The organism is Delftia sp. ZNC0008, assembly GCF_000799035.1.
Taxonomy (GTDB): Bacteria; Pseudomonadota; Gammaproteobacteria; order Burkholderiales; family Burkholderiaceae_C; genus Comamonas; species Comamonas tsuruhatensis.
In genome coordinates this window covers 1-15,612 of record NZ_JTKZ01000295.1, presented here as the reverse complement: position 1 = coordinate 15,612, position 15,612 = coordinate 1, and the positions used below count along the sequence as shown (strand labels likewise).

At 64.4% G+C, this 15,612-nt stretch carries 13 protein-coding genes, 1 tRNA gene and 1 pseudogene; 4 read left to right on the top strand and 11 right to left on the bottom strand.

The annotated features are described in order from the left end of the window. Nucleotides 1–44 precede the first annotated feature (44 nt). Nucleotides 45–2,784: pseudogene (gene secA / locus L995_RS10005) on the bottom strand (preprotein translocase subunit SecA). 310 nt (nucleotides 2,785–3,094) lie between these two features. Between secA and L995_RS10000 the strand changes: the two are divergent. Next, nucleotides 3,095–3,400: a hypothetical protein gene (locus L995_RS10000; RefSeq protein WP_047471325.1), complete on the top strand. Its 306-nt coding sequence runs from the start codon at nucleotides 3,095–3,097 to the stop codon at nucleotides 3,398–3,400. 69 nt (nucleotides 3,401–3,469) lie between these two features. Here L995_RS10000 and L995_RS09995 read toward each other — a convergent pair. The 6 genes from L995_RS09995 to petA form a co-directional block, all read right to left on the bottom strand. Then, nucleotides 3,470–3,545, bottom strand: a tRNA-Thr gene (locus L995_RS09995). A 99-nt stretch (nucleotides 3,546–3,644) separates the two neighbouring features. Next, complete coding sequence (locus tag L995_RS09990) at nucleotides 3,645–4,175, bottom strand: ClpXP protease specificity-enhancing factor (protein WP_017405520.1); 531 nt, start codon at nucleotides 4,173–4,175, stop codon at nucleotides 3,645–3,647. A gap of 110 nt (nucleotides 4,176–4,285) precedes the next feature. Continuing rightward, nucleotides 4,286–4,897 (bottom strand): glutathione S-transferase N-terminal domain-containing protein, encoded by a 612-nt coding sequence (locus L995_RS09985; RefSeq protein WP_012207298.1) that lies wholly within the window; start codon nucleotides 4,895–4,897, stop codon nucleotides 4,286–4,288. Between the two features lie 104 nt (nucleotides 4,898–5,001). Further along, a complete protein-coding gene (locus tag L995_RS09980; protein WP_016445599.1) occupies nucleotides 5,002–5,757 on the bottom strand; it encodes a cytochrome c1 in 756 nt (251 codons plus the stop codon). A 17-nt stretch (nucleotides 5,758–5,774) separates the two neighbouring features. Then, nucleotides 5,775–7,190: a cytochrome b gene (locus L995_RS09975; protein WP_016451018.1), complete on the bottom strand. Its 1,416-nt coding sequence runs from the start codon at nucleotides 7,188–7,190 to the stop codon at nucleotides 5,775–5,777. Nucleotides 7,191–7,204: 14 nt separating this feature from the next. Beyond that, a complete protein-coding gene (gene petA / locus L995_RS09970; protein ID WP_016445597.1) occupies nucleotides 7,205–7,801 on the bottom strand; it encodes a ubiquinol-cytochrome c reductase iron-sulfur subunit in 597 nt (198 codons plus the stop codon). 149 nt (nucleotides 7,802–7,950) lie between these two features. Between petA and mscL the strand changes: the two genes are divergently transcribed. After that, nucleotides 7,951–8,379 (top strand): large conductance mechanosensitive channel protein MscL, encoded by a 429-nt coding sequence (gene mscL / locus L995_RS09965; protein WP_012207302.1) that lies wholly within the window; start codon nucleotides 7,951–7,953, stop codon nucleotides 8,377–8,379. A gap of 92 nt (nucleotides 8,380–8,471) precedes the next feature. Here mscL and pdxA read toward each other — a convergent pair whose 3' ends face one another. The 3 genes from pdxA to L995_RS09950 form a co-directional block, all read right to left on the bottom strand. Beyond that, nucleotides 8,472–9,533: a 4-hydroxythreonine-4-phosphate dehydrogenase PdxA gene (pdxA, locus tag L995_RS09960; protein WP_047471321.1), complete on the bottom strand. Its 1,062-nt coding sequence runs from the start codon at nucleotides 9,531–9,533 to the stop codon at nucleotides 8,472–8,474. Nucleotides 9,534–9,634: 101 nt separating this feature from the next. Next, entirely contained in the window at nucleotides 9,635–10,396 is a 762-nt protein-coding gene (locus tag L995_RS09955) for a Nif3-like dinuclear metal center hexameric protein (protein WP_047471319.1), read from the bottom strand. A gap of 74 nt (nucleotides 10,397–10,470) precedes the next feature. Continuing rightward, entirely contained in the window at nucleotides 10,471–11,796 is a 1,326-nt protein-coding gene (locus tag L995_RS09950) for an MFS transporter (protein WP_016445594.1), read from the bottom strand. 300 nt (nucleotides 11,797–12,096) lie between these two features. Between L995_RS09950 and L995_RS09945 the strand changes: the two genes are divergently transcribed. Further along, on the top strand, nucleotides 12,097–13,248 hold the full coding sequence (locus tag L995_RS09945; protein WP_016445593.1) for a S1C family serine protease: 1,152 nt from the start codon (nucleotides 12,097–12,099) through the stop codon (nucleotides 13,246–13,248). A 70-nt stretch (nucleotides 13,249–13,318) separates the two neighbouring features. Here L995_RS09945 and L995_RS09940 read toward each other — a convergent pair whose 3' ends face one another. Beyond that, a complete protein-coding gene (locus L995_RS09940; RefSeq protein WP_231574402.1) occupies nucleotides 13,319–14,221 on the bottom strand; it encodes a D-hexose-6-phosphate mutarotase in 903 nt (300 codons plus the stop codon). An 85-nt stretch (nucleotides 14,222–14,306) separates the two neighbouring features. Here L995_RS09940 and L995_RS09935 point away from each other — a divergent pair, with 85 nt between their 5' ends. Then, nucleotides 14,307–15,491 (top strand): spherulation-specific family 4 protein, encoded by a 1,185-nt coding sequence (locus L995_RS09935; RefSeq protein ID WP_047471314.1) that lies wholly within the window; start codon nucleotides 14,307–14,309, stop codon nucleotides 15,489–15,491. The last annotated feature ends 121 nt before the right edge of the window (nucleotides 15,492–15,612 follow it).

The following is a 15,612-nucleotide window of genomic DNA, read 5'->3' as shown; positions in this document are numbered from 1 at the left end:
GTGCCGTTTTCCGTGTCTTGCGGCGTCTTACGACGCCGGCCGCATCACGACAGCTTGCCGTGGCACTGCTTGTACTTCTTGCCGCTGCCGCAGGGGCAGGGATCATTGCGGCCCACGCGAGCGCCTTCGGGCAACTCCAGCGGCTCGTCTTCGACGGAGCCACCGATGTCGCCATCCGAGGGAGCGCCATAGGTCATGTGCTCCAGGCTGTGGGCGCTGCGCTGCTCCATGGCCTCGGTGGCCTGCTCCACCTGTTCGCGCGACTGCACCTGCACGGTCATCAGCACGCGCGTGACTTCGGTCTTGACCTGGTCGATGAGCTGGCGGAACAGCTCGAAAGCCTCGCGCTTGTATTCCTGCTTGGGCTGCTTCTGGGCATAGCCACGCAGGTGGATGCCCTGGCGCAGATAGTCCAGCGCGGACAGGTGGTCACGCCAGTTGGTATCAAAGCTTTGCAGCAGCACGGCGCGCTGGAATTGAGTGAAGTTCTCGCGTCCGATCAGCTCGACCTTGGCCTCGAACACTTCACGGGCAGCCTGCAGCACCTTCTCGAGGATCTCCTCGTCGGTGATGGCATGCGCGGACTGCACTTGCGATTGCAGCGGCAGCTGGATGCGCCACTCGCTTTCCAGCGCCTTTTCCAGGCCGGCCAGGTCCCATTGCTCTTCCATGGACTCGGCGGGCACGTACTGGCGCACCAGGTCGGACACCACGCATCACCGTGATCATCTCGTGCAGGTCCGAGGCATCGAGGATCTCGTTGCGCTGCTGGTAGATCACCTTGCGCTGGTCGTTGGACACGTCGTCGTATTCGAGCAGCTGCTTGCGGATGTCGAAGTTGCGGGCCTCGACCTTGCGCTGAGCGCCTTCGATGGAGCGGGTCACGATGCCGGCTTCGATGGCTTCGCCATCGGGCATCTTCAGGCGGTCCATGATGGCGCGCACACGGTCGCCCGCAAAGATGCGCATCAGCGCATCGTCCAGGCTCAGGTAAAAGCGCGAGGAGCCGGGGTCGCCCTGGCGGCCCGAACGGCCACGCAGCTGGTTGTCGATACGGCGAGATTCGTGGCGCTCCGTGGCGATGATGCGCAGGCCACCCAGGGCCGAGACCTTGTCGTGCTCGATCTTCCAGTCAGCGCGCATCTGTTCGATGCGCTGCTGGCGTTCGGCTTCGGACAGGGATTCATCGGCCTCGACAGCCGCAACCTGCTTTTCGATGTTGCCGCCCAGCACGATGTCGGTACCACGACCGGCCATGTTGGTGGCAATGGTGATCATGCCGGGACGGCCAGCCTGGGCCACGATGTCAGCCTCGCGCTCGTGCTGCTTGGCGTTGAGCACCTGGTGGGGCAGGTTTTCCTTGTTGAGCAGCTCGTCGATGATTTCCGAGTTCTCGATCGAGGTCGTACCCACCAGCACGGGCTGGCCGCGCTCATGGCATTCGCGGATGTCGCGGATCGCCGCCTCGTACTTCTCGCGCGTGGTCTTGTAGACGCGGTCGAGCTGGTCGTCGCGCTTGCTGGGACGGTTGGGCGGAATCACCACGGTTTCGAGGCCGTAGATTTCCTGGAATTCGTAGGCTTCGGTATCGGCCGTACCCGTCATGCCCGCCAGCTTGCCGTAGAGACGGAAGTAGTTCTGGAAGGTGATCGAGGCCATGGTCTGGTTCTCGGCCTGGATGGTCACGCCTTCCTTGGCCTCGACAGCCTGGTGCAGGCCATCGCTCCAGCGCCGGCCCGCCATCAGGCGGCCCGTGAACTCGTCGACGATGACGATCTCGCCGTTCTGCACCACGTAGTGCTGGTCACGGTGGTAGAGGTTGTTGGCGCGCAGCGCCGCATACAGATGGTGGACCAGGGTGATGTTGGCCGGGTCGTAGAGCGAGGCGCCCTCGGCAATCATGCCGGCATGACCCAGCAGGCGCTCGGCGGCTTCGTAGCCCTGGTCGGTCAGGAATACCTGGTGGCTCTTTTCGTCCACCGTGAAGTCGCCGGGCCTGGTCACGCCTTCGCCCGTGCGGGGATCGGCCTCGCCTTCCTGGCGCACCAGGTTGGGCACGATCTTGTTCATGGCCACGTACATGGCCGTGTGGTCCTCGGCCTGACCGCTGATGATCAGCGGCGTGCGGGCCTCATCGATCAGGATGGAGTCCACCTCGTCGACGATGGCGTAGTTGAGCACGCGCTGAACGCGGTCGCCCGACTCGTAGACCATGTTGTCGCGCAGGTAGTCGAAGCCGTATTCGTTGTTCGTGCCGTAGGTGATGTCGCTGTTGTAGGCGGCCTGCTTTTCCTCGCGCGGCATGTTGGGCAGGTTGATGCCCACCGACAGGCCGAGGAAGTTGTACAGCTTGGCCATCCAGGTGGCATCGCGGTTGGCCAGATAGTCGTTCACGGTCACCACGTGAACGCCATTGCCCGACAGTGCGTTCAGGTAGACCGGCAGCGTGGCGGTCAGCGTCTTGCCTTCGCCGGTGCGCATTTCCGCGATCTTGCCGTAGTGCAGTGCCATGCCGCCCAGCAACTGGACGTCGAAGTGGCGCATCTTCATGACACGCTTGGACCCTTCGCGCACCACGGCGAAGGCTTCGGGCAGCAGGTCGTCCAGCGACTCTCCCTTGGCCACACGCTCCTTGAATTCCTGCGTCTTTGCGCGCAGATCCTCGTCGCTGAGCTTCTCGTAGTCGGGCTCCATCGCATTGATGCGAACGACCGTCTTGCGGTATTGCTTGAGAAGCCGATCGTTTCGGCTGCCGAATAGTTTGGTGAGGAAGTTGGTGGCCATGCGAAAAAGACACACCGCCACCCGCTGAAGCGGACTGCGGTGTGCCTGGAATCCCTAGATTGTTGGATTTCAGATGGGGCCGCTCCACCTGCCTGCAAGTACCCTGCTGGAGAACACATGCGGCCGGGCTGAAGCGAGAACCGAACAATTGATTCTAACTGTCTCTGCCCAACCCTCTTCCAGGCAGGCCGACGCATGCGGCCGCAGAGCCCTGAACCCGAATTCCCGGACCCGCGCCGCCCTGCAGATGCTGCTATAACGAGGGTCCCGGCTGGCGCATGCCTACGCTGCCTGACCAGCCTTCAAGCCCATGACCTTCACACGCCGCAATCACGCCGTCACCGCCCTGCACGCTGTCGAGAACTCGCCGACACTGGCCCGGCTCGCCCAGCTCACACGCGACTCCAGCAATCGCCTGACGGCCATCCTGCCCCTGGTGCCACAGCTGCTGCGCGACAGCCTGCAGGCAGGCCCCATCGAGGGCAGCACCTGGTGCCTGCTGGTGCGCAACAACGCGGCAGCGGCCAAGATACGCCAGCTGCTGCCGGCCATGGCCGCCCACTTGCGCACCAAGGGCTGGGATGTGGCCGAGATCCGCCTCAAGGTCCAGGCCTGACCGGCCACTGAAGAGCGGCTGCCGGAATCGGGGCGCGGAAATGAAAAAAGGCCTCCTGAGGAGACCTTCTGGTGCCGGTTGTCGGATTCGAACTGACGACCTACCGCTTACAAGGCGGGTGCTCTACCAACTGAGCTAAACCGGCGAAGCACGCATTCTAGCGCAGAAAAATGCCGCCTCAGACTTTCCCGATGGGGCCAAGCACGCTTGCGGGAGCAACGGCATGCGCGCCGATGCGAAAAACCTACTTGACCAGCTTCAGCGAAGGCCGCGTGCCCGAAGGCGGCGGCGTGCGCGGTGGCTCTTCGTCATCACCTTCGCTGTGGATGCTCACCAGCTGCACCACGCGCTCGTCGGATGCAGGCTCGGCCGGCACCTCAGCGGCGGCGTCCTGTGGCACAGGCTCATCGGACGCCTGCCCGGGCGAAACATCGTTGTCGGCTTCGGCCTCGGGCTCCGGCGCCGGGAAAGCCATGCCTTGCCCGGTCTCGCGTGCGTAGATGGCCATCACCTGCTCCACGGGCACCATGATTTCGCGGGGCTTGCCGCCAAAGCGGGCCGTGAAGCTGATGAAATCATTGCCCATCTGCAGGCCGCTGGTGGCGTCGTAGCTGACGTTGAGCACGATCTCGCCGTCGCGCACGAACTCGCGCGGCACCTGCACATTGCGGTCCACACGCACGGCGATGTGGGGCGTGAAGCCGTTGTCGGTGCACCACTCGTACAGTGCCCGGATCAGGTAGGGGCGGGTGGAAGTTGCTTCGGGGGCAGTCATGACGATCCCAGGAAATGAGTGGTCTGAGTGGTCGGAACACGAAAACGGGCAGGATGGCGACCGGTTGACCGCCTTCCCTGCCCGCGCAATCAGTCGCCAACCGATGCGAATTACTTGCGCATCACCTTCTCGGAAGGCGTCAGCGCTTCGATGTAGGCAGGGCGCGAGAAGATGCGCTCGGCGTACTTGAGCAGCGGGGCGGCGTTCTTGGACACCTCGATGCCGTAGTAGTCCAGGCGCCACAGCAGCGGGGCGATGGCCACGTCCAGCATGGAGAAGTTCTCGCCCAGCATGTACTTGTTCTTGAGGAACACGGGAGCCAGCTGCGTCAGGCGGTCGCGGATGTGGGCGCGGGCCTTCTCGATGGCCTTTTCGTTGCCCTTGACGTTGCGCTCCTCGAGCGTGCTCACGTGGACGAACAGTTCCTTTTCGAAATTCAGCAGGAACAGGCGCACGCGGGCGCGGTCCACCGGGTCGCCGGGCATCAGCTGGGGGTGCGGGAAGCGCTCGTCGATGTACTCGTTGATGATGTTCGATTCGTACAGGATCAGGTCGCGCTCGACCAGGATGGGCACCTGGCCGTACGGATTCATCACGCTGATGTCTTCAGGCTTGCTGAACAGGTCCACATCGCGGATCTCGAAGTCCATGCCTTTTTCGAACAGGACGAAGCGGCAACGGTGTGAAAAGGGGCAGGTCGTTCCCGAATAAAGCACCATCATGGTGGAGGCTCCTAAAAATCAAAAAGAGTGGGTCGCTCGCGGCGCCCACTCTGCACACAGTTCAGCCGCAGCAATTGCTTGCACGGCCTTCTGCAGTCACGGTTTTATTTGACGTCTTTCCAGAACGCGGCGTTGAGGCGCCATGCGATGAAGATGAAGACCGCCAGGAAAAGCAGCACACCCACGCCAATGCGGGTGCGGCTGTTCTGTGCCGGCTCACCCATCCATTGCAGGTAGTTCACCAGATCGCCAACTGCCTGATCGTACTGCACTGCGCTCATGCTGCCAGGAGAGACCTGCTCCCACCCCTTGAAAACCTGGGTCTTCACACCGTGCTCCTCGGCTTCTTCGAAGATGGCGCGGCGCTCGCCCTGCAGTTGCCACAGCGCATGGGGCATGCCTACGCTGGGGAAGGCCAGATTGTTCCAGCCCGTGGCCTTGGTGTCGTCGCGGTAGAAGGTGCGCAGGAAGGTGTAGAGGTAGTCGGCGCCCGTGCCGTTGTGGCCAGCACGCGAACGTGCGATCACCGTCAGGTCCGGAGGATTGGCGCCGAACCACTCCTTGGCTTCCTTGGGGTTGATGGCCGCCTTCATGGTCTCGCCGACCTTATCGGTGGTGAAAAGCAGGTTGTCCTTGATTTCCTGCTCGGTCAGCCCGATGTCCTGCAGCCGGTTGAAGCGCATGAATGCGGCCGAGTGGCAGCTCAGGCAGTAGTTGACGAACAGCTTGGCGCCGTTTTGCAGCGATGCCGTGTCATTCGTCTTGCCCGGGGCCTTGTCCCAGGCGATGCCGCCTTCGGCAGCCTGTGCACCGGTCACGATGCCCAGGGCCGCGATCAACGTGAGAATCAGTTTCTTCATTGTTGTTCTCTCCAGCTTCAGTGCGGCTTGAACGTCACACGATCGGGAACGGGTTTTGTCTTGCCCAGACGGCTCCACCAGGGCATCAGCAGGAAGAAGCCGAAGTAGAACAGCGTTCCGACCTGGGACACGCGCTCGCCGATGGGCGAAGGCGGCTGCACGCCGAGATAGGCCAGGATCACGAAGTTGATCACGAAGATGCCGTAGAGATACTTGTGCCAGCTCGGGCGGTAGCGGATGGACTTGACCGGGCTGCAATCGAGCCAGGGCAGCGCGAACAGGATGATCACGGCACCGCCCATCACCACCACACCCCAGAACTTGGCATCGATGGACAGCATCATGGCGATGACGCCCAGGGCCACGATGGCGACCACACCCTTGACGGCGGCCGGCAGGCGCGACTTGAGCACGCCAAAGCCCGCACCCAGCACCACGCAGGCGATGAGCACGTACATCATCTCGCTGGTGATGGCACGCAGCATCGAGTAGAACGGCGTGAAGTACCAGACCGGCGCAATGTGCGAAGGCGTCTTCAGCGGATCGGCCGGGATGAAGTTGTTGTACTCCAGGAAGTAGCCGCCGAACTCGGGCGCGAAGAACACCACGGCCGAGAACAGGAACAGGAACACCGTCACGCCGAAGATGTCGTGCACCGTGTAGTAGGGATGGAAGGGAATGCCGTCCAGCGGATGGCCCTTGGCGTCCTTGGGCGCGTTGGGGCCCTTGATCTCGATGCCATCCGGGTTGTTGGAGCCCACATCGTGCAGCGCCAGCAAGTGGGCCACGACCAGGCCCAGCAGCACCAGGGGCACGGCGATCACGTGGAAGCTGAAGAAGCGGTTGAGCGTGGCATCGCCCACCACGTAGTCGCCACGGATCAGCAGCGCCAGGTCAGGGCCGATGAAGGGAATCGCCGAGAACAGGTTCACGATCACCTGAGCGCCCCAGTACGACATCTGACCCCAGGGCAGCAGGTAGCCCATGAAGGCCTCGGCCATCAGCACCAGGAAGATGGCGCAGCCGAAGATCCAGACCAGTTCGCGCGGCTTGCGGTACGAACCGTACAGAAGACCGCGGAACATGTGCAGATAGACGACGACGAAGAAGGCCGACGCACCCGTGGAGTGCATGTAGCGGATCAGCCAGCCCCAGGGCACATCGCGCATGATGTACTCCACCGAGGCGAACGCCTTTTCGGCGTCGGGCTTGTAGTGCATCACCAGGAAGATGCCGGTGACGATCTGGATCACCAGCACCAGCAGCGCCAGCGAGCCGAAGATGTACCAGAAGTTGAAATTCTTCGGAGCGTAGTACTCCGACATGTGCACGCGATAGGCGTCGAAAGCCGTGGGAAAACGGTTCTCGAACCAGTTCGTGAGCTTGGCGCCGGCGGGCGCATTCGGATCGATGTCCTTGAATTCGTGGGCCATTGTTCTTGTCTCCCTCAAGCCTTGTCTTCACCAATGAGGAGCTTGGTCTCCGACAGGTACATGTGCGGCGGCACCTGCAGGTTGTCGGGAGCCGGCTTGTTCTTGAAGACACGGCCAGCCATGTCGAAGGTCGAGCCATGGCAGGGGCACAGGAAGCCGCCCTTCCAGTCGCTGGGCAGCGAGGGCTGGGCGCCCGGCTGGAACTTGTCGGAAGGCGAGCAGCCCAGATGCGTGCAGATGCCGACGACGACCAGCACTTCGGGCTTGATCGAGCGGGCCTCGTTCATCGCATAGGGCGGCGTGAACTCTTCAGGGTGGCGCTTGGATTGGGGATCGGCCAACTGGCTGTCCAGTTCGGGCAGCTCCTTGATCTGGTCAGGCGTGCGCTTGATGATCCAGACGGGCTTGCCGCGCCACTCGACCGTGAGCTTCTCGCCGTCCTTGAGGGCGGAGATATCGACCTCCACTGCAGCCCCGGCGGCTTTGGCCTTCTCGGATGGCTGGAAGGTGCTCACGAACGGGACGGCTGTCGCCACGCCGCCCACCGCACCAGCGCACGCCGACGTGATGATCCACGTCCGCTTGCTGGAGTCGATTGGAGTGTCACTCATGGGGTTCCTCGAACTACGTCGCTTGAGTTGGGGTCAACAATAAATTGTAGCGGGGCGAGTATGGTTATTCCATGCTGCTTGTGCCGTTGACAGGCTCCAAAGCCGCGCAATACTGCGCTATCTCAAACTCTTTCCAGATGGAGCCAGCCATGGGCATGATGCAGGAATTTCGTGAGTTCGCAGTTAAGGGAAACGTGGTAGATCTCGCCGTGGGCGTCATCATTGGTGGAGCGTTTGGCAAAATCGTCGATTCCGTGGTAAACGACCTGATCATGCCGGTCGTGGGCCTGGTTTTCGGCAAGCTGGACTTCTCCAATCTGTTCGTCGTGCTGGGCAGCGTACCCCCCGGAACGGCGATGACGCTCGATGCGCTCAAGAAGGCCGGCGTCCCCGTATTTGCCTATGGAAACTTCATCACGGTGGCAGTGAACTTCATCATCCTGGCCTTCATCATTTTCATGATGGTCAAGCAGATCAACCGCTTGCGCCGCGAGGCACCGGCAGCCCCCGCTCCCGCGCCCGTCACCCCCGAAGACATCGTGCTGCTGCGCGAGATTCGCGACAGCCTCAAGCGCTGAAATCCGTGTTTTGACGCAAATCAAAACGCCCGTGGCACGGTTGCCACGGGCGTTTTCCATTACTGCAAATTCCCGATGCTTGGGCTAGCCATTCAAGCCGCCAATTTGCGCGCCATTCGCACGGCCTCAATCAGGCTTCCGGCCTCTGCAACACCCTGCCCCGCAATATCGAAAGCCGTGCCGTGGTCCGGACTGGTGCGTACCAGCGGCAGCCCCAATGTGACATTCACGCCTTTTTCCACGCCCAGGTACTTCACGGGAATCAGTCCCTGGTCGTGGTACATGGCCAGCACCGCGTCGAACTCGCCGGGATGGCCGGGAGCATTGCGGGCGCGCATGAACACCGTATCGGGCGCAAAAGGCCCGTGGGCGTCCAGGCCCTCGGCGCGCGCCTGGGCGATGGCCGGGGCAATGATCTCCACCTCCTCGCTGCCGAACAGGCCGCCCTCGCCCGCATGCGGGTTCAGCCCTGCCACACCTATCCGCGGCAGGCGGCCCAGGCTGCGAGACAGGGCCTCATGCGTGATGCGCAAGGTCTGCAGCAGGTTGTCCTTCGTTACCGCATCGATCGCCTTGCGCAGCGAGGTATGGATGCTGACCAGCACCGTGCGCAGCTCATCGTTGGCCAGCATCATGCGCACCGGCATGCGGTCAAGGCCCACACCCGCATGCTGCGCAGCCTCGAACTGCAGCAGCTCGGTATGACCAGGAAAGTCCACGCCTGCAGCATGCAGCGCCTCCTTGTGCAGAGGCGCCGTCACAAGAGCCGCGATTTCGCCTCGCAAGGCAGCCCGCGCGGCCCAGACCACGCAGCGCGCAGCCGCGTCACCGGCGCTGGCACTCACCTGGCCCCAGGGCGCAGGACCGGGCAGCCCGGGCAGCTCCAGCAAAGGGATGCAATGGGGCGGCACCTGCCACAGTTGCTCAGCCGACTCGATGACGGCCACGGGCATGGGAATGGCGTTGTCGCCATCGCGCGCACGCGCCGCCACGGCGGCTGCCCGGCGCAGCGTCTGCAACTCGCCGACGACGAAGCAGCCGCGCATCTGCTCGGGCGCGCCCATGAACGCCTTGGCGATGGTCTCGGGCCCCACCCCGGCAGAGTCGCCCTGGGTGATGGCCATCAAGGTCGTGGACTGTGTGGAATCAGGCATTTTCAGTATCCGGATCAGGCAAGCCGGTCATTCGCGCCGCGCTTGCAGCAAAAGGCCTCGCCCCCTGGGCGGGCCAATAGTGGGCCACTAACAGGCCAGCATCAGGCCGGATTGTCGATCTCGATGAAACGGTGCTCCAGCCCCAGCTCCAATGCCACCTGCCCTGCCAGGGCCGGCGCACCATAGCGCTCCGTGGCATGGTGGCCTGCCGCCAGAAAGGCCACGCCCGTTTCCCGGGCCAGGTGCGCCTGCGGCTCGGAAATCTCGCCCGTGATGAAGGCATCGGCCCCAGCGGCAATCGCAGCCTCGAAGAAACCTTGCGCGCCGCCCGTGCACCAGGCAATGCGGCGAATGGGGTGATTGGGGCGCAGGCGCTCTCCCCCCACGCAGACAGGAGTGCGCCCCAGCGCCTGCTCCACATGCCTGCCCAGCGCCGCCGCGTCGGCAAACTCCGCCGCGGCCATCCAGCCCAGGTTCTGCTCGCCAAACGTTGCCTGGCCCTCAAGCCCCAACTGCACGCCCAGCTGCGCGTTGTTGCCCCATTGCGGATGGGCATCCAGCGGAAGATGGTAGGCAAAGAGGTTGATGTCGTGGGCCAGCAGCAGGCGGATACGCTCCTTGAGCCAGCCCGTGATGCGGCCATCCATGCCGCGCCAGAACAGGCCGTGGTGCACGAAGATGGCATCGGCCTGCGCCTCGATGGCCGCCTCGATCAGCGCGCGGCTGGCCGTCACCCCGCTGACGATGCGGCGGATCTCGCCGCGCCCCTCCACCTGCAGGCCGTTGGGACCATAGTCCTTGAAGCGCTCGGGCTGCAGCAAACCGTCGAAGTGGGCCAGGAGTTCTTGTCGCGTGGTGCTCATGAAAGGATTGTCAGCGATCCATGCGGCGCCCAGGAAAAAGGGCAGCCATGCTGCCCTTCATTCCACTGCCAAGCTCAGCCGCGCCTGGGTTGCCAACCACGGCAGGCCAGGGGCCAGAAGCCGATGGCCGCGCCCAGGATGCCCATGGCCGCCACATAGTGGGCCGGCGCCATCACATCCACCTGCTGCCACACGGACACCAGCATGGGCGTCATGCCGCCGAACACCGCATAGGCCATGTTGTAGGCAAAGGACAGGCCCGTGAAACGCACCTCGGCCGGGAAAGCGCGCACGCCCACCACCGGCAGCAGCGCAATGCTGCCCACGAAAAAGCCCACCAGCGCGTAGCTCCACACCAGCGAGGACGCCGTGCCCGGCAGGTTCAGATAGAACGCATAGGCCGTCACTGTCATGCCCAGCCAGCCCGTGACCATGGCCACACGCGTGCCCATCCGGTCGGACAGCCAGCCCCAGAACACACAGCCCAGCGTCAGCGTCACCGTGGCCACGGCGTTGGCCTTCATGGCCAGGGCCGCGTCGATGTGGAAGACCTTCTGCAGATAGGCCGGCGTGAACAGCACCACCACCACGATGGCCGTGGACAGCACCCAGGTCATCAGCGCCACCAGCACGCAGGCCTGGCGGTGGTCGCGCACGATGGTCTTGAGCGGCAGTTCGCGGTCGGCCTGCTTGCGCGCCATCAGCTCCTGGAAAATGGGTGTCTCGTGCAGGAACTTGCGCAGATAGACCGACACCAGACCGAACACGCCGCCCAGAATGAAGGGCATGCGCCAGGCCCAGTCGTGGATCTCCTCGGCGCTGTAGGTGCTGTTGAGCCAGACACCGATGATGGAGCCCAGGAAAATGCCGCCCGTGATGCCCGAAGTCAGCGAGCCGATGGCAAAGCCATAGTGGCGCGCCGGCGCATGCTCGGCCACGAAGACCCAGGCGCCCGGCATCTCGCCACCAATGGCCGCGCCCTGCAGCACGCGCATGGCCAGCAGCAAAATCGGCGCGGCAATGCCGATGGAAGCATAGGTGGGCAGCAGGCCGATCACCAGCGTGGGCACGGCCATCAGGAAGATGGACAGCGTGAACATCTTCTTGCGGCCCAGGATGTCGCCAAAGTGCGCAATCAGAATGCCGCCGATGGGCCGGGCCAGGTAGCCCGCCGCAAAAATGCCCAGCGTCTGCAGCTGGCGCAGCCAGTCCGGCATCTCGGCCGGGAAGAACAGCTTGCCGATGACATTGGCGAAGAAAACGAAAACGACGAAGTCGTAGAACTCCAGGGTGCCACCCAGGGCCGACAGGCCCAGGGTCTTGTAGTCCTGTCGGTTGAGAGGACGTGCGGTCGCAACAGCAGGGGCCATGCCCGGCTGCGCTTGGTCAAGCGTAGTCATGGTTTTTTTTCCAGGGATCGAACAGCAGGACGGCGCGGTGGATGCCACGGCAACGGATGGGCGTGCGGCGGCAGATCGTTCTGCAAGACTTCGGGATCGGAGGACTTGGCTCTCTCTTGGGGCCGGCTTGTGGGCCGGCGCAACAGCGAACGCGGCGTGGCGCAGTCGTCCGGGGATTCTAGGGTTTGTACTGTAGCTGTGTGGGGAGCGCGGCTTTGGCGCTCGCCCGCCGGCCCACCGCCCCGCTCACGACATGCCTCACAATGGGGCCTTGTCCTCCCGCACAGAACACCACACTTCATGAAACGCACCTGGCTGCTGTTTTCGCAGGCGGTCACCATCCTGGTGGCTGCCTACTTCGTCGTTGCCACCCTGCAGCCGGACTGGCTGCGCCGCGGCGCCGTGCGCAGCAACGCGGGCATTGCGTTGCTGGAGGCGCCGGCCACGCCCGTCGGAGAAGTCAGCCCGGGCAGCTTTGCACCTGCGGCCAAGAAGGCGGCGCCTGCCGTGGTGAGCATCAACACCAGCAAGGCGGTACGGCATCCGCGCAGCAACGATCCGTGGTTCCAGTTCTTCTTCGGCGACCAGGGCACGCAGGAGCAGGCAGGCCTGGGCAGCGGCGTGATCATCAGCCCGGACGGCTACATCCTGACCAACAACCATGTGGTCGAGGGCGCCGATGACATCGAGGTCACGCTGACCGACAGCCGCCAGGCCAAGGCCCAGGTGATCGGTACCGATCCCGAGACCGACCTGGCCGTGCTCAAGATCGCCCTGGACAAGCTGCCCGTCATCGTTCTGGGCAATTCCGACCAGATCGACGTGGGCGACCGCGTGCTGGCCATCGGCAACCCCTTCGGCGTGGGCCAGACGGTGACCAGCGGCATCGTCAGCGCCCTGGGCCGCAGCCAGCTGGGCATCAATACCTTCGAGAACTTCATCCAGACCGATGCGGCCATCAACCCCGGCAATTCGGGCGGCGCGCTGGTGGATGCCAGCGGCAATCTGCTGGGCATCAATACCGCCATCTATTCGCGCTCGGGCGGCAGCATGGGCATCGGCTTTGCGATTCCCGTGTCCACGGCCAAGCTGGTGCTGGACGGCATCGTCAAGGACGGCCGCGTGGTGCGCGGCTGGATCGGCGTGGAGCCCAATGAGCTGTCGCCGGAGCTGGCAGAGACCTTTGGCGTGAAGGCCGACTCCGGCGTGATCATCACCGGCGTGCTGCAGGCAGGCCCCGCTGCCCAGGCCGGCATGCGCCCGGGCGATGTGATCGTGCAGGTGGGCGACAAGCCCATCCGCAATGTGTCCGAACTGCTGACCGCCGTGGCCGCGCTCAAGCCCGGCGAGGCCGCGAAATTCGATGTGCGCCGTGGCGAAGGCCCCGTGGAGCTGCAGATCACCCCGGGCCTGCGCCCTGCGCAGTCGGCACAGCGCATGCAGCGCCGCTGACCCGCCCCCCGCCCCAACGAAAAAAGCGCCTGTTCACAGGCGCTTTTTTCGTTGCAGGGCAGGTGCTGAACTACAGCTTGTGCAGGCGCTGGGCCGCGCGCCATTGCGCGCCGGGCGCCACATGCACGGGCGCATCGATGGCGGCGGCCTCCACGCACAGCATCTGCCGCCACCCCTGCGGCGGCATGTCGGGCAGACGTTCACACAGCGCGGGGCCGGGGTTCCAGACCACAGTCTCGCTCCAGGCGGCATCCTGCGAGATCCGCAAGCCGCCGCCAGGTGCGGCCAGCTCCATGGCGTTCCCGGGCCGGGGGTAGACGCGATCGAGCTCTTCGCCAAAGCGCACGTCACCGTGCTGCGTGGGATGGGTGTCGGCCACAGCATCCCAGTAAGGCAGGCCGTCAAGGCCTTGCAGCCGGCATTGCGCCACGTCCGCCACGCGCAGGTAGCTGTGCAAGGCGGCAGTGAAAGCCAAAGGCGTGTCGCCCCGGTTGTGCACTACCAGCTCCACGTCAAGCCGGCCGGGCAACAGCGTCACCTCCAGCCAGGTCTCGAAGGAATGCGGCCAGACGGCGCGCGTCTGCGGCGTGTCGGCGAGCTTGAGCCGCAGGAACAAGCCATCGCCGGCAAGAACCTCGGCCTGTGCGGCATCAGCCTGCCACGGCAGGGTGCGCGCAAAGCCGTGCTTGACCAGCGGGCCGCGTTGGTTGAATTGGGGAAAGCAGACCGGAATACCGCCGCGTATGGGTGTGTGGCCGTCATTGGCCGCCAGGGGACTCAGGAACAGTTGCTCCTCGCCACCTGCCTGCCAGGAAAGCAGTTGCGCCCCTTGCAAGGCCACCAGGGCAGCATCGCCGCAGGCCAGGCGCAGGCGGATGGCGGGCAGGCCCTGCCATGCATCAGCGCAGGCGCCGGGAGCTTGCGCGGCCGCAGGTAAAGCTGTTACTGCGGGAAAGGAAGATGTAACTTTCATGCTTGAATATAGCCTTTCCCCCGCCCAGCCTTCCTCTGTCATGCAACGCTCCCACGCTCCCTCTCCTCTTGTCCTGCGACTCGGCATGCTCGCCCTGGCCGCCTCCTTGGCTTCCTGCGGCGGAGGCGGTGGTGGTGACAGCAGCGCTGGCGGCGGCACCGGGGGCGATGGCGGCGGCACCGGCCAGCCCGGAGTGACCTCGGTCACCGTGCAATGGACGGCCCCTGCCGCCAGGGATGTGGTGACAGCAGGCTCGGCACTGACCCTGCGCGCAGGTGTTCTCGCAGATGGCGTGAATGCCGCCGATGGAACCGTGGTGAGCTTCAGCGCAGCCACAGGCGTCAGCACCTCGGCGCTGACCAGCTCCGGCGTGGCAACTGCCTCCCTGACCGGCGCCACGCCGGGCCGCCAGCAGGTGCAGGCCAGCGCCACCGTGGGAAGCCGCACGGGCAGCGCTTCGCAGACCTTCTATCTGCGCCCGGCTCCTGCGCCGCTGCGGGTGCTGGTGCCTGCGTATTTCTATCCCACGGGCGCGGGGGCCACGGCCTGGAATGCGCTGGCAGCCAGCGCCCAGGCAAATCCGACCGTGCAGATGACGGCCATCCTGAACCCGGCCAACGGCATTTTCAGTGGCCCGGATGCGAACATCACGCGCGCCGCAACCGCTTTTGCCAACGCCGGCGGGCAGTTGGTGGGCTATGTGAGCTCCAGCTATGGCACGGGCACGCGATCGCTGGCCAGCATCCAGGCCAATATCGACAACTATTTCACGCACTACGGCGCAGGCCTGGTCAAGGGCTTCTTCATTGACGAGATGGCGGCCACCGCCAACCGACTGGACTTCTACCGCAGCATCTACCAGTACATCAAGGCCAAGAATCCCGACCTGATCGTGATCGGCAACCCAGGCCTCGTGCCCGTGGCCGGTTATGCCGATGTGGCCGATGTGCTGACCACGTTCGAGGGCAAGGGCTCCACGTACGCCACCTACGATCCGCGCACGACCAGTTTCGATTGGCTGTACGGGCTGGCCAATAGCCACCAGGCCTCGCTGGTGCACAACGTGTCGGGCTGCGCGGCCATGCAGACGACCGTGCAGTCGGCCGCCTCGGCACGCTATCAGGCGGGATGGATCTATGTGACCCAGCTGGAGTTCGAGCCCAGCACCGGCGTGGGCAACCCCTGGGCCGGGCTGCCGAATTACTGGGAAGCCTTTGTGCAGACCGTGCGCGCCACCAATGCCGGGCAAGCCCTTCCCGCCTGCTCGTAGAGGCCGCTTGAAACCCCGGCGCTGAATGCAGCGCGGGCGCCTGTCAGGGACAGGCGCCCGCGAATATCGAGAAGGCGCAGGCCGCTCAGGCCGTGAGTTCGTCGGCGCGAGCCTGCGCTGC